Origin of the sequence: Cedecea davisae, assembly GCF_044095835.1 — a bacterium.
Lineage (GTDB): Bacteria > Pseudomonadota > Gammaproteobacteria > Enterobacterales > Enterobacteriaceae > Cedecea > Cedecea davisae.
Genome location: NZ_CP172054.1, coordinates 2,147,173 through 2,160,191, shown reverse-complemented (window position 1 = coordinate 2,160,191; position 13,019 = coordinate 2,147,173). Strand labels below are relative to the sequence as shown.

Sequence of the window (13,019 nt, the reverse complement as noted above, 5' to 3'; positions counted from 1 at the left end):
AGGCGAGGGGCTTAGATTTAGTTGCCGTTACCGCTATTGCGGCCGCCGCCGGAGCGACGGTTGCCGCCGGTCACCTGAGTGTGACGCTTAACGGCGCGGCGAATCTGGTTCGCCTTCATACGGCGACGGTCTTTTTCAACCGCCACTTTGCTGCTGGTTTCTTCCGGCAGCTCTACCAGGGTACGCAGATAGTTAGTCTGGGCCAGGTCAAGCTCGGTATAACCGCCGCGCGGCAGGCCCTTAGGCAGCTTGATGTCGCCGTAGCGAACGCGGATCAGGCGGCTAACCTGAACGCCAACCGCTTCCCACAGGCGGCGAACCTCGCGGTTACGGCCTTCGGTCAGGGTCACGTTGTACCACTGGTTAATCCCTTCCCCACCGGTGAACTTGATGGTTTTGAACGCCGCCGGGCCATCTTCCAACTGCACGCCGCGGGACAGCTGCTTAACCTTGTCTTCATCGACCTGGCCAAACACGCGAACCGAGTATTCACGCTCTACTTCACGGCTCGGGTGCATCAGGCGGTTAGCCAGCTCGCCGTCTGTAGTGAACAGCAGCAGGCCGCAGGTGTTAACGTCCAGACGCCCAACGGCAATCCAGCGCGCACCGCGCAGTTTTGGCAGGCGGTCAAACACGGTTGGACGCCCTTCAGGATCGCTGCGGGTACACAGCTCGCCTTCCGGCTTGTAGTAGGCCAGCACGCGGCAGATTTGCTCCGCAGATTCGCGAATCGAGATCAAATGACCGTCGATACGAATTTTCAGCGACTGGGTAATTTCAACACGATCGCCGAGCGTGGCGATTTTGCCATCAACGCTCACTCGACCAGCAGAGATAATGGTTTCAATCTCACGACGGGAACCATGGCCGGCGCGAGCCAGCACTTTTTGTAACTTTTCGCTCATTGAGCTTCCTCGGGTGTCGCCTTCACAGGCGTCTCAGATACTTTGAAATCAAAAGGCAAGGGCCTGATGAAGTATAAATACGGATTTGGACCGCTGCCCGGCCGTTAACAAACGCAACGGGCAGTTTCGTGGCCGCACATACTACACGAATTTTAGCTTAAATGGAGTTAAAACCCGCTCCCCGGAAGCAACTCTGGCTAATTACTGAGGCTATCTAATAACGAAGCCAGGGCCGGGGGCGAATGCCCGCTATTGCTTTCCAAATTTTTGGGCGGGTTGGCCGCCTCGCTTCCGCCGAGGAAAACCGGTCGCCCCTGGCTCAGCCAGCGTAAATACAGCGCCTGTTGCTCCGGATTTAGTGCCTCATCGGCCCAAACCATAATATGCTCGGCGTTGATACGACTCAGGTCCGGCATTGGGATTTCGCGGTCTAATACCTCGACGCGAAAACCATCGCTGGCAAAACGAATACCTTCCAGCCAGAGTTCTACCGGGTCTTTCAGGGACAGCGCCAGGATAAACATGCTGCCGCCGGGGCGTTTACGCCCGCTGGCCAGTACAAAAGTGGCGTACTCAATTAGCGCCGTATCCAGCAGCGCGCGGTTCATCGCCATATCAAAACGTGCATCGGCGTTGAGCCACAGCCTTAGCGGGCGAATAACTTCATCAATAAAGATGCCGGGCGGCACTTCACGCCCGTAGCGCCATATCAGCGCCCGCAGTTTCGTGGGCTGCATCGCCTCGCACTGTTCCAGCAGCGCATCCTGAACCTCCAGCCAGCCGGAGGGGAAAGCTGTTTCGCCGCCGTTCAGCAATGCCAGCATATCAGGCAGAGCCACGCCTTTTTCCAGCCAGCCGACAATCTCGGCAACGCGTGTGCAGTGAGTCATATCAAAAAAACGGTGCCCGTTCTCATCCATCTGCGGTTTAATCAGGCCGTGACGCTGCCAGCTACGAATATTTGTGGGCGTCACGCCGCATTGAGAAGCAAGAACATCAATGTTAAATCGGGCCATTGCGATTTCCTTACAGGAAAGGTTTAACGTCTCCGACGCCCTCACGCATCACTACCGGCGCGTCTTCCGTCAGGTCGATAACCGTGGTGGGCTGCTGCCCCAGATAGCCGCCGTGGATAACCAGATCAACCACTTTCTCAAGACGATCTTTGATCTCTTCGGGATCGGACTCGGTAAATTCGCTGCCCGGCAGCATTAAAGAGGTCGAAAGCATCGGCTCATTCAGCGTTTCGAGCAGCGCCAGCGCTATCGGGTTCGAAGGTACGCGCAGGCCGATGGTTTTACGCTTTTCCTGAAGCAGGCGGCGCGGAACCTCTTTGGTCCCTTTCAAAATAAAGGTGTAATTACCCGGCGTATTGTTCTTGATCAGGCGAAACGCGACATTATCGACAAACGCATAGGTAGACAGCTCGGACAAATCGCGGCACATCAGGGTGAAGTTATGCCCGTCCGGCAGCTGGCGAATGCGGCAGATTCGCTCCATCGCGCCCTTCTCCTCAAGCTTACAGCCCAAGGCATAGCCTGAATCCGTAGGGTAAACAATCACCCCGCCTTTACGAATAATGTCCACCGCCTGATTAATCAGACGCGGCTGCGGGTTATCCGGGTGAATATAGAAAAACTGACTCATACTGCCCTCTCTTTATCTTTCTGGCCCTGCCCCCAGGTCTGCCAGACCGGTTCAACCCCGGCCGGGAGCCACAGCTTGCGGCCCAGCTCTATCCACGCGCAGGGCAGATGAAAATCCGACCCCTGCGACGCCAGCAGATTAAACTGCTGCGCGTAGCTCGCCAGCTGAGTACGTTCATTGGGGGCCTGCTGGCACTGCGCCACTTCCATAGCATCGCCGCCATGTTCAGCAAAGTGCGCCAGCAGTCGTTTTAGCCATTTTGCGGTCAGGCCGTAACGGCCCGGGTGCGCCAGTACCGCCTGCCCGCCAGAATGGTGAATCACATCAATAGCTTGTTCTATTGTACACCACTGGGGCGGAACATATCCGGTTTTCCCCTTTGCCAGGTACTTCTTAAACACGTCGCCCATATTACTGGCCTTGCCCTGCTCGACCAGGAAACGGGCGAAGTGGCCGCGGGTAATCGCTCCACCGCCTGCGTGACGCATCGCCCCTTCCAGCGCGCCGGGGATACGGGCTTTATCCAGCCTGTCGGCAATCATCGCCGCACGCTGATGGCGGCGCTCGCTTTGCTGCTCCAGGAATAGCCTGAGCTCGGGATGTTGCTCGTCAATGCCGAGGCCGACGATATGGATCTCGTGGTTTTCCCAGAGGGTAGAAATTTCAACGCCGCTGATTAACTGTAGCGGTAATTGAAGACGTTCGATCTCTGCCCGCGCGGCCGGTAGCCCCGCCACGGTATCGTGGTCGGTAATCGCCAGCACGCTGACGCGCATATCAACCGCGCGTTTAACCAGGGCTTCAGGAGACAGCAGGCCGTCCGAGGCGGTTGTGTGGCTGTGTAAATCGTGGATCGTGGCCAGGGTGGGCTCGCTCAAAATAGCTCCGGGAATGGATAAATAGAAATTAGCGGCCCATGATAACGATATTCGGCTATTTTAAAAAATCACTATTGACAACTTACGCCCGAACCAGTTTACTAGTACGCAAGTTCACATGACGAGGTATCTGAAATGAAAGCGATGAATTCCCTGCTTAGCTGGTGGCGTACTTCCTGACTTCGGGCGGACCTCACGCGAACGCTGGTTACCAGCGCAGATACCAGGCCCGCTAATAACGCGGGCTTTTTTTTGAACAAAATTTGAGAACTGACATGCAAACACAAAAACCAGCATTAGAACTCCTGAGCAGCGAAGCCGCCTACCGTGAAAACCCAACCGCGCTGTTCCATCAGCTTTGCGGCGCTCGTCCGGCTACTCTGCTGCTGGAGTCCGCCGACATCGACAGCAAGAACGATTTAAAAAGCCTGCTGCTGGTCGACAGTGCGATGCGCATTACCGCCCTGGGTGACACCGTCACGTTACAGGCGCTCTCCGCCAACGGCGCTTCACTGCTGCCGCTGCTGGACGCCGCCCTGCCTGCGGGCGTTGAAAACCAGCATTTCCCTGATGGCCGCACGCTGCGCTTCCCGGCAGTGAGCACCCTGCTGGATGAAGATGCCCGCCTGTGCTCGCTTTCGGTATTTGACGCCTTCCGCCTGATGCAGGAGCTGGTTAGCGTCCCTGCCGATGAGCGCAATGCGATGTTCTTTGGCGGCCTGTTTGCCTATGACCTGGTCGCCGGTTTTGAAGATCTGCCGCAGCTGAAGCAAGACAACCGCTGCCCGGATTACTGCTTTTACCTGGCCGAAACCTTATTGACCATCGATCACCAGAAAAAACAGACCCGCATTCAGGCCAGCCTGTTCACTCCGTCGGAGAGTGAAAAGCAGCGCCTGCTGAAGCGTACCGAACAGCTGCGCCAGCAGATTAGCGAGCAGCCAACCGCGCTGCCGGTGCAGAAAGTCGAGCACATGAGCTGCGACGTTAACCAGAGCGACGAAGAGTACGGCGCGGTGGTTCGCCAGATGCAGAAAGCGATTCGAATCGGTGAAATCTTCCAGGTTGTACCGTCCCGCCGCTTCTCACTACCTTGTCCGTCGCCGCTGGCTGCGTACCAGACCCTGAAAAAGAGCAACCCGAGCCCGTATATGTTCTTTATGCAGGATAACGACTTCACCCTGTTTGGCGCTTCGCCGGAAAGCTCGTTGAAATACGATGCCACCAACCGCCAGATTGAAATTTACCCAATTGCAGGGACTCGCCCTCGCGGCCGCCGCGCCGACGGTTCTCTTGACCGCGACCTGGACAGCCGTATCGAGCTGGAAATGCGTACCGACCATAAAGAGCTTTCCGAGCACCTGATGCTGGTTGACCTGGCGCGTAACGACCTTGCCCGCATCTGTACTCCAGGCAGCCGCTACGTTGCGGATCTGACCAAAGTTGACCGCTACTCCTTTGTTATGCACCTGGTTTCACGCGTTGTCGGCGAGTTGCGCCATGACCTCGACGTGCTGCATGCCTACCGCGCCTGTATGAATATGGGCACCCTGAGCGGCGCACCAAAAGTCCGTGCTATGCAGCTGATTGCCGGTGCCGAAGGCGTCCGCCGCGGCAGCTACGGCGGCGCGGTCGGCTACTTTACCGCCCACGGCGACCTGGATACCTGCATCGTCATCCGCTCCGCCTATGTAGAAGACGGCATTGCAACAGTTCAGGCCGGTGCTGGCGTGGTGCTGGACTCAGACCCGCAGTCCGAAGCCGATGAAACCCGCAACAAAGCCCGCGCTGTTTTGCGCGCCATTGCCACCGCGCATCACGCACAGGAGATTTTCTGATGGCTGACATTCTGCTGCTCGATAATATCGACTCCTTTACCTACAACCTGGCAGATCAGCTGCGTGCTAACGGCCACAACGTAGTTATTTACCGCAACCACGTTCCGGCCCAGACCTTGATTGAACGCCTGGCGACGATGGACAACCCGGTGCTGATGCTCTCCCCTGGCCCAGGCGCGCCAAGCGAGGCGGGCTGCATGCCGGAGTTGTTAACCCGCATGCGCGGCAAACTGCCGATTATCGGCATTTGTCTCGGCCACCAGGCGATTGTTGAAGCTTACGGCGGCTACGTTGGCCAGGCCGGTGAAATTCTGCACGGTAAAGCTTCTTCTATTTCTCACGATGGCGAAGCGATGTTTGCCGGGCTGCCTAACCCGCTGCCGGTTGCGCGCTACCACTCTCTGGTCGGGAGCAATATTCCGGCCGGGCTAACCATTAACGCCCATTTCGACGGCATGGTCATGGCCGTGCGCCACGAAACGGACCGCGTTGTTGGCTTCCAGTTCCACCCTGAATCTATTCTGACCAGCCAGGGCGCTCGCCTGCTGGAGCAGACGCTGGACTGGGCTTTGCAGAAGCTGAAACAGGCAAATACGCTGCAACCTATCCTCGACAAGCTGTACCAGGCCCAGACCCTGAGCCGCGAAGAGAGCCACCAGCTGTTTTCCGGCATTGTGCGCGGCGAGCTGAAGCCGGAACAGCTGGCAGCGGCGCTGGTCAGTATGAAAGTACGCGGTGAGCACCCGAACGAAATTGCCGGCGCGGCTTCCGCCTTGCTTGAGCATGCGGCACCGTTCCCAAGCCCGGACTACGAATTTGCCGATATCGTCGGCACCGGCGGCGACGGCAGCAACAGCATTAACATCTCCACCGCCAGCGCCTTTGTGGCCGCCGCGGTGGGAATGAAGGTCGCTAAGCACGGCAACCGCAGCGTGTCGAGCCGCTCCGGATCATCCGATTTACTGGCCGCATTTGGCATCAACCTGGAAATGCCAGCCGATGCGTCCAGAAAAGCGCTGGACGAGCTGGGAGTTTGCTTCCTGTTTGCGCCTAAGTACCACACGGGCTTTCGCCACGCGATGCCGGTTCGCCAGCAATTGAAAACCCGCACCCTGTTTAACGTGCTGGGGCCGCTGATTAACCCGGCTCATCCGCCTCTGGCGCTGATAGGCGTTTACAGCGCAGAGCTGGTGCTGCCTATCGCTGAAACCCTGCGTGTACTCGGCTATAAACGTGCGGCTGTCGTTCACAGCGGCGGGATGGATGAAGTTTCGCTCCATGCCCCAACGCAGGTTGCCGAGCTGCACGACGGCGAAATCAAAAGCTACCAGCTGACCGCCGCAGACTTTGGCCTGCCTGCTTACCACCAGGAAGCGCTGGCGGGCGGCACGCCCGAAGAAAACCGTGACATTCTGACCCGCCTGTTACAAGGTAAAGGTGAGACAGCGCACGAATCCGCAGTGGCCGCCAACGTCGCCATGCTGATGCGGCTGCACGGCCACGAAGATTTGAAAGCCAACGCGCAGAAAGTGCTGGATGTATTACGCAGCGGCGCAGCATACGACCGCGTTACCGCACTGGCAGGGAGAGGATAAGGCAATGCAGGAAACAGTATTGAATCAAATCGTCGCAGACAAAGCGCTGTGGGTTGAAGCCCGCAAGCAGCAGCAGCCGCTGGCGAGTTTCCAGAATGACATCGTACCGGCCACGCGCAATTTCTACCACGCGCTACAGGGCGCGCGCAGCGTGTTCATTCTTGAATGCAAGAAAGCTTCGCCGTCTAAGGGCGTGATCCGCGATGATTTTGACCCGGCGCGCATCGCAAATGTCTACAAGCATTATGCCTCAGCGGTTTCGGTCCTGACCGATGAGAAATATTTCCAGGGCAGTTTTGATTTCCTGCCGATAGTCAGCGGCATTGTCAGCCAGCCGGTGCTGTGCAAAGACTTTATTATCGACGCTTACCAAATTCATCTGGCGCGTTTTTACCAGGCCGATGCCTGCCTGCTGATGCTCTCCGTGCTGAACGACGAGCAGTATCGCCAGCTTGCGGCCGTGGCGCATAGCCTGAATATGGGCGTGCTGACCGAAGTCAGTAACGAAGAGGAACTGGAGCGGGCCATTGCGCTTGAGGCCAAAGTTGTTGGCATCAACAACCGCGACCTGCGTGACCTGTCCATTGACCTCGACCGCACCCGCCAGCTGGCTCCACGCCTGACCCACGGCGTGACGGTGATTAGCGAGTCCGGCATCAATAACTACGCTCAGGTTCGCGAGCTGAGCCACTTCGCCAACGGGTTCCTGATTGGTTCCGCGTTGATGAGCGAAGATGATTTAAACGCCGCCGTGCGCCGCGTGTTGCTGGGTGAAAACAAGGTTTGCGGCCTGACGCGCGGTGAAGATGCCCGCGCGGCGCAAGAAGCAGGGGCGATTTACGGCGGGCTGATTTTTGTTCCGGCCTCACCGCGCTTTGTGAGCGATGAAAAAGCTGAAGCGGTTATTGCAGCCGCTCCGCTGCGCTACGTCGGCGTGTTCCGTAATACGCCTGTAACTGAAGTAGTAGAAAAAGCAGAGAAATTCTCTCTCACCGCCGTACAGCTGCACGGCGACGAAGACCAGGATTATATCAACCAGCTGCGTGCGGCTCTGCCGACGAAGGTACAAATCTGGAAGGCGCTTAGCGTAGGCAAAACTCTGCCGGAACGCAACCTGCAGTCCGTCGATAAATACGTGTTTGATAACGGCCAGGGCGGCAGCGGGCAAAGCTTCGACTGGCGACTGTTAGCCGGACAAAAGCTGGATAACGTGATTCTGGCGGGCGGCCTCGGAGCGGATAACTGTGTAGAAGCGGCAAAAGCCGGCTGCGCAGGGCTGGATTTCAATTCCGGCGTGGAAAGCGCGCCGGGAATCAAAGATGCTAACAAGCTGGCTGCGGTCTTCCAGACCCTGCGGGCTTACTAAGGAAGAGATACCATGACTTTACTGAACCCTTATTTTGGTGAATTTGGCGGCATGTATGTGCCACAGATCCTGATGCCCGCCCTGCGCCAGCTCGAAGAAGCGTTTGTTGCGGCACAAAGCGATGCTGACTTCCAGGCCGAGTTTAACGACCTGCTGAAAAACTATGCCGGTCGCCCTACGGCGCTGACCAAATGCAAAAATATTACCGCCGGCACCAACACCACGCTCTACCTCAAGCGTGAAGACCTGCTGCACGGCGGCGCGCATAAAACCAACCAGGTGCTGGGCCAGGCTCTGCTCGCCAAACGGATGGGTAAAACCGAAATTATTGCCGAAACGGGTGCCGGTCAGCACGGCGTGGCCTCCGCCCTTGCGAGCGCCCTGCTGGGCCTGAAGTGCCGCATTTATATGGGCGCAAAAGATGTTGAGCGCCAGTCGCCGAACGTATTCCGTATGCGCCTGATGGGTGCCGAAGTGATCCCGGTACACAGCGGCTCCTCTACTCTGAAAGACGCCTGTAACGAAGCGCTGCGCGACTGGTCTGCAAGCTACGACACCGCGCACTACATGCTCGGCACCGCTGCGGGTCCACACCCGTTCCCGACTATCGTTCGTGAATTCCAGCGTATGATCGGCGAAGAAACCAAAGCGCAGATCCTGGAGAAAGAAGGACGCCTGCCGGATGCGGTCATCGCCTGCGTCGGCGGCGGCTCCAACGCTATCGGCATGTTTGCTGATTTTATTGATGAAACCAGCGTCGGCCTGATTGGCGTTGAGCCTGCCGGTCACGGTATCGAAACCGGCGAGCACGGCGCGCCGCTCAAGCATGGCCGCGTGGGCATTTACTTCGGAATGAAGTCGCCGATGATGCAGACTGACGAAGGGCAGATTGAAGAGTCCTACTCTATCTCTGCCGGGCTGGACTTTCCGTCCGTTGGGCCGCAGCACGCCTACCTTAATAGCACTGGCCGCGCCGATTACGTGTCGATCACCGACGACGAAGCGCTGGATGCTTTTAAGACGCTGTGCCGTAACGAAGGAATTATTCCGGCGCTGGAATCTTCCCACGCCCTCGCCCATGCGCTGAAAATGATGCGCGAGAATCCGGAAAAAGAGCAGCTGTTGGTGGTGAACCTCTCAGGCCGCGGCGACAAAGACATCTTCACCGTCCACGATATTCTGAAAGCACGAGGGGAAATGTAATGGAACGTTATCATCATCTTTTTGAACAGCTTCAGGCACGCAAGGAAGGCGCGTTCGTTCCCTTTGTGACCCTTGGCGACCCGAACCCTGAGCAGTCTCTTAACATTATCGATGCGCTGATTGAAGGCGGTGCAGATGCGCTTGAGCTGGGTATTCCGTTCTCCGACCCGCTGGCCGATGGCCCGACGATTCAGAACGCCGCGCTGCGCGCTTTTGCCTCTGACGTTACGCCGAGCAAATGTTTCGAGATGCTGGCTAAAATTCGCCAGAAATACCCGGAAATCCCCATTGGCCTGCTGATGTATGCCAACCTGGTGTTCAGCCGCGGTATCGACGAGTTTTATGCCCTGTGCGCCAAAGTTGGCGTTGATTCAGTGCTGATTGCCGACGTGCCGGTTGAAGAGTCTGCCGAATTCCGCAATGCGGCTCTGCGCCACGGCGTGGCCCCTATCTTCATCTGCCCGCCAAATGCCGATGATGCGCTGCTGCGTGAAATCTCTACCCACGGGCGCGGTTATACCTACCTGCTTTCCCGCGCTGGCGTGACCGGAGCCGAGACCCGTGCTCAGCTGCCGCTGCATCATCTGGTAGAAAAATTGACAGAGTTCCAGGCTGCTCCGGCGCTGCAGGGCTTTGGTATATCCGAGCCTTCTCAGGTTCGCGATGCGATTGCGGCGGGTGCAGCGGGTGCCATTTCTGGCTCGGCGGTGGTAAAAATTATCGAGAAGAACCTTGATAAACCTGACGTGATGCTGAGCGAGCTAAAAAGCTTCGTTCAGGGCATGAAGGCAGCCACGCGCGCTTAAAACATTCAGGCCGGGGAAACCCGGCCTTTTTGGCTCTGGCTATCAGAAACGATAACCTGCCGAGAACATAAATACCCACGGATCGAGGCGCGTTTTGATATTCTGCTGCTCGCCGCCGGCTTTGAATTTCACCTCGGTATCGATGTCCATATACCAGACTGACATATTCAGCAGCCAGTCGTTGTTTACCATATAATCCAGCCCGACCTGGCCCGCCGCCCCCCAGGAGTCTTTGACGCTCAGGTCGCTAAGACCCGCGCTTTTACCCGTTTCGTTAAAGCTGGCATCAAAGAATGTGGTGTAGTTAATCCCGGCCCCGATGTACGGGCGCACCTTGCTTTTAGCATCGCCAAAGTACCACTGCGCCATCAGCGTAGGCGGCAGCTGGTGCACGGTTGCCAGATCCCCGGTTGGCCCAAGACCGACTTTATGGCGGAATGGCGTAGCCGCCAGCAGCTCGATCCCGATGTTGTCGGTGACCATATAGTCAAAGGTCAGCCCCAACTGGGTATTGTTATTCACCTTAAAACTGCCCATGTTCAGCACGTTGTCCGAACCTTCCGTTGGGCGAACCGTCGCCGTACCTGCACGCATAAAGAATTCACCTGCCTGATGCGCCGACGCAGCGCCAGACAGACAACCCATCGCCAGTAATGCCAGAGTGAGTTTTTTCATAGCCCTTCCCTTGTTATGGTTTTTTAAACAGCGGGCTGAATATACTCAGAAAGAAGTACAAAGTGATCTAACGCCGATCACACTTTGCTGCCTAATTTAACATTCAATGATCTGGATTAATTTTTTGCATCTGCACAACAATCAATAAACAGAATCCAAATCAATTTTATTGAATTATCAACTTTCGTAAATTTCTGTCATATCTGTACAACCTACAAGCTAATCGACACTATTCAACCGCTTATAGAAAGTCTTTGTGGTGCCACGGCGCGTGCATCCAGGGTACAATTGCCCGCAGATTGATAACCGCTAGCAACACCAAGGAGAGTGCATGTCTATCACGGCGGGTTCCGTATACCGTGACACGGGAAATTTTCTTCGTAATCAGTTTGTTACTATCTTACTGATTGCATTACTTTGCGCCTTAATTTCGGTGGTCATTGGTCACGCGTTAACGCCCAGCGACGAACAAATGGCGATTTTGAGCCAGGGCGATAATCTGACGGGAAGCGTTGGGCTGTTCGAGCTGGTGCAAAATATGACACCGGAACAGCAGCAGGTGCTGCTCAAGGCCTCGGCCGCGGGCACTTTCTCTGGCCTGATTAGCAACGCTATTCTGGCGGCCAGCGTGCTGGTTCTGGTGCAAGTCGTCTCCGCCGGTCAGCGGGTTAGCGCCCTGCGCGCCATCGGTGCTTCTGCGCCAGTGCTGCCAAAAATGTTTATTCTGCTGTTTCTGGCAACGCTGCTGTTCCAGATTGGCCTGATGCTTGTTGTCGTCCCGGGCGTTTTGCTGGCTATCCTGCTTTCGTTTTCGCCGGTGATGCTGGCGCAGGATAAAATCGGTATTTTCCGCTCGATGCGCGCAAGTATGGGATTAGTCTGGTCCAATATGCGCCTGGTTGCCCCGGCGGTTATCGCCTGGCTGCTGGTAAAAGGGGCATTGTTGCTGCTGACCTCCACCTTCGCGGCGCTGCCGCCGGAAGTCGGCGTGACCATCCTGAATACGGTCAGTAACCTGGCATCTGCCGCGCTGCTTATTTATTTATTCCGCCTTTACATGTTGATACGTCAATAACCTTCCCCGGCTCCTGAGCGCGCGTTATAGTCAGGAGCCACCTCTTTACGGAACAGATTATGAAGCAGTTTCTCGACTTCCTGCCGCTGATTGTTTTTTTCGCCTTCTATAAGATGTACGACATTTTTGTGGGCACCTGGGCGCTGATTATCGCCACTGCATTAGCGCTGGTGTACAGCTGGTTTAAATACCGCAAGCTGGAAAAAACCACCCTGGTGACCTTCGTGATGGTGGTCGTTTTTGGCGGCCTGACGCTCTATTTCCACAACGCCGAGTTTATTAAGTGGAAAGTGACGCTAATCTACGGGCTGTTTGCCGCCGCGCTGCTGTTTATGCAGTTTGGCATGAACAAGCTGCTTATCCAGAGCATGCTGGGCAAAGAGATCTCACTCCCGACGGTGGTCTGGTTTCGCCTTAACATCGCCTGGGCGCTGTTCTTTATCGTCTGCGGTTTGCTGAATATTTACGTTGCGTTCTGGCTCCCGGAAAGCATCTGGATTAACTTTAAAGTCTTCGGACTCACCGCCCTCACGCTGGTATTTACCTTGCTGAGCGGGGTGTATATCTACCGCCATATGCCGCAGGATGAGAAGTAATGCCGAACGAATTACCGCAAGGTGAACTAGTACTGCGCACCCTGGCGATGCCAGCGGATACCAACGCCAACGGCGATATTTTCGGCGGCTGGATAATGTCGCAGATGGATATGGGTGGCGCAATTCAGGCCAAAGAAATTGCCCATGGCCGCGTGGTTACCGTGCGCGTGGACGGGATGACCTTCCTGAAGCCGGTAGCGGTTGGCGACGTAGTCTGCTGCTACGCGCGCTGCGTTAAGCGCGGTACTACGTCCATTACCATCAATGTGGAAGTGTGGGTGAAAAAGGTTTCTTCCGAACCTATCGGCCAGCGCTATAAAGCCACCGAGGCCATTTTTATCTACGTGGCCGTGGATAAAGCGGGCAAACCTCGCGCTATACCTCAGGTAGATTAAAGCTCAAGAAAACCCGGCATTGCCGGGTTTTTTATAAAAA

13 protein-coding genes and 1 other annotated feature are annotated in these 13,019 nt (G+C 56.3%); of the genes, 8 read left to right on the top strand and 5 right to left on the bottom strand.

Annotated elements, in window-relative coordinates; all coding sequences use genetic code 11:
* Positions 1-17: 17 nt before the first annotated feature.
* From rluB to ACG1VR_RS10655, 4 genes are all read right to left on the bottom strand, one after another.
* Positions 18-905: a 23S rRNA pseudouridine(2605) synthase RluB gene (gene rluB, locus ACG1VR_RS10670; protein WP_016536698.1), complete on the bottom strand. Its 888-nt coding sequence runs from the start codon at positions 903-905 to the stop codon at positions 18-20.
* Between the two features lie 197 nt (positions 906-1,102).
* Positions 1,103-1,921: a MerR family transcriptional regulator gene (locus ACG1VR_RS10665; protein ID WP_172569824.1), complete on the bottom strand. Its 819-nt coding sequence runs from the start codon at positions 1,919-1,921 to the stop codon at positions 1,103-1,105.
* A 10-nt stretch (positions 1,922-1,931) separates the two neighbouring features.
* Entirely contained in the window at positions 1,932-2,552 is a 621-nt protein-coding gene (locus ACG1VR_RS10660; protein ID WP_016536700.1) for an L-threonylcarbamoyladenylate synthase, read from the bottom strand.
* Positions 2,549-3,445 carry a PHP domain-containing protein gene (locus tag ACG1VR_RS10655; protein WP_172570404.1) on the bottom strand — a complete coding sequence of 299 codons (897 nt, stop codon included), beginning with the start codon at positions 3,443-3,445 and terminating at the stop codon, positions 2,549-2,551. Before ACG1VR_RS10655 ends, ACG1VR_RS10660 begins: the two co-directional genes overlap by 4 nt.
* Positions 3,446-3,586: 141 nt before the next feature.
* Positions 3,587-3,684 (top strand) — a sequence feature (Trp leader region).
* A 21-nt stretch (positions 3,685-3,705) separates the two neighbouring features.
* Here ACG1VR_RS10655 and ACG1VR_RS10650 point away from each other — a divergent pair.
* From ACG1VR_RS10650 to trpA, 5 genes are read left to right on the top strand one after another with little or no spacing between them, the layout of a single operon-like run.
* On the top strand, positions 3,706-5,268 hold the full coding sequence (locus ACG1VR_RS10650) for an anthranilate synthase component 1 (RefSeq protein WP_216374717.1): 1,563 nt from the start codon (positions 3,706-3,708) through the stop codon (positions 5,266-5,268).
* Entirely contained in the window at positions 5,268-6,863 is a 1,596-nt protein-coding gene (gene trpD, locus ACG1VR_RS10645; RefSeq protein WP_016536703.1) for a bifunctional anthranilate synthase glutamate amidotransferase component TrpG/anthranilate phosphoribosyltransferase TrpD, read from the top strand. The genes ACG1VR_RS10650 and trpD overlap by 1 nt, the downstream gene beginning before the upstream one ends.
* A gap of 4 nt (positions 6,864-6,867) precedes the next feature.
* On the top strand, positions 6,868-8,229 hold the full coding sequence (gene trpCF, locus ACG1VR_RS10640; protein ID WP_172569822.1) for a bifunctional indole-3-glycerol-phosphate synthase TrpC/phosphoribosylanthranilate isomerase TrpF: 1,362 nt from the start codon (positions 6,868-6,870) through the stop codon (positions 8,227-8,229).
* 12 nt (positions 8,230-8,241) lie between these two features.
* Complete coding sequence (gene trpB / locus ACG1VR_RS10635; protein ID WP_016536705.1) at positions 8,242-9,432, top strand: tryptophan synthase subunit beta; 1,191 nt, start codon at positions 8,242-8,244, stop codon at positions 9,430-9,432.
* Positions 9,432-10,238 (top strand): tryptophan synthase subunit alpha, encoded by an 807-nt coding sequence (gene trpA, locus ACG1VR_RS10630; protein ID WP_395490902.1) that lies wholly within the window; start codon positions 9,432-9,434, stop codon positions 10,236-10,238. The genes trpB and trpA overlap by 1 nt, the downstream gene beginning before the upstream one ends.
* Before the next feature lie 42 nt (positions 10,239-10,280).
* On the opposite strand, the gene ompW is transcribed toward trpA, so the two are convergent.
* Positions 10,281-10,913, bottom strand: coding sequence for an outer membrane protein OmpW (gene ompW, locus ACG1VR_RS10625; RefSeq protein ID WP_016536707.1), 633 nt, complete (start codon positions 10,911-10,913; stop codon positions 10,281-10,283).
* A 331-nt stretch (positions 10,914-11,244) separates the two neighbouring features.
* Here ompW and ACG1VR_RS10620 point away from each other — a divergent pair, with 331 nt between their 5' ends.
* The 3 genes from ACG1VR_RS10620 to yciA are packed head-to-tail and all read left to right on the top strand — an operon-like array spanning position 11,245 to position 12,979.
* Complete coding sequence (locus ACG1VR_RS10620) at positions 11,245-11,988, top strand: YciC family protein (protein WP_016536708.1); 744 nt, start codon at positions 11,245-11,247, stop codon at positions 11,986-11,988.
* Positions 11,989-12,047: 59 nt separating this feature from the next.
* Positions 12,048-12,584, top strand: a complete 537-nt coding sequence (locus tag ACG1VR_RS10615) for a septation protein A (protein WP_016536709.1) — start codon at positions 12,048-12,050, stop codon at positions 12,582-12,584.
* Complete coding sequence (gene yciA / locus ACG1VR_RS10610) at positions 12,584-12,979, top strand: acyl-CoA thioester hydrolase YciA (RefSeq protein WP_016536710.1); 396 nt, start codon at positions 12,584-12,586, stop codon at positions 12,977-12,979. Before ACG1VR_RS10615 ends, yciA begins: the two co-directional genes overlap by 1 nt.
* Positions 12,980-13,019: the final 40 nt, after the last annotated feature.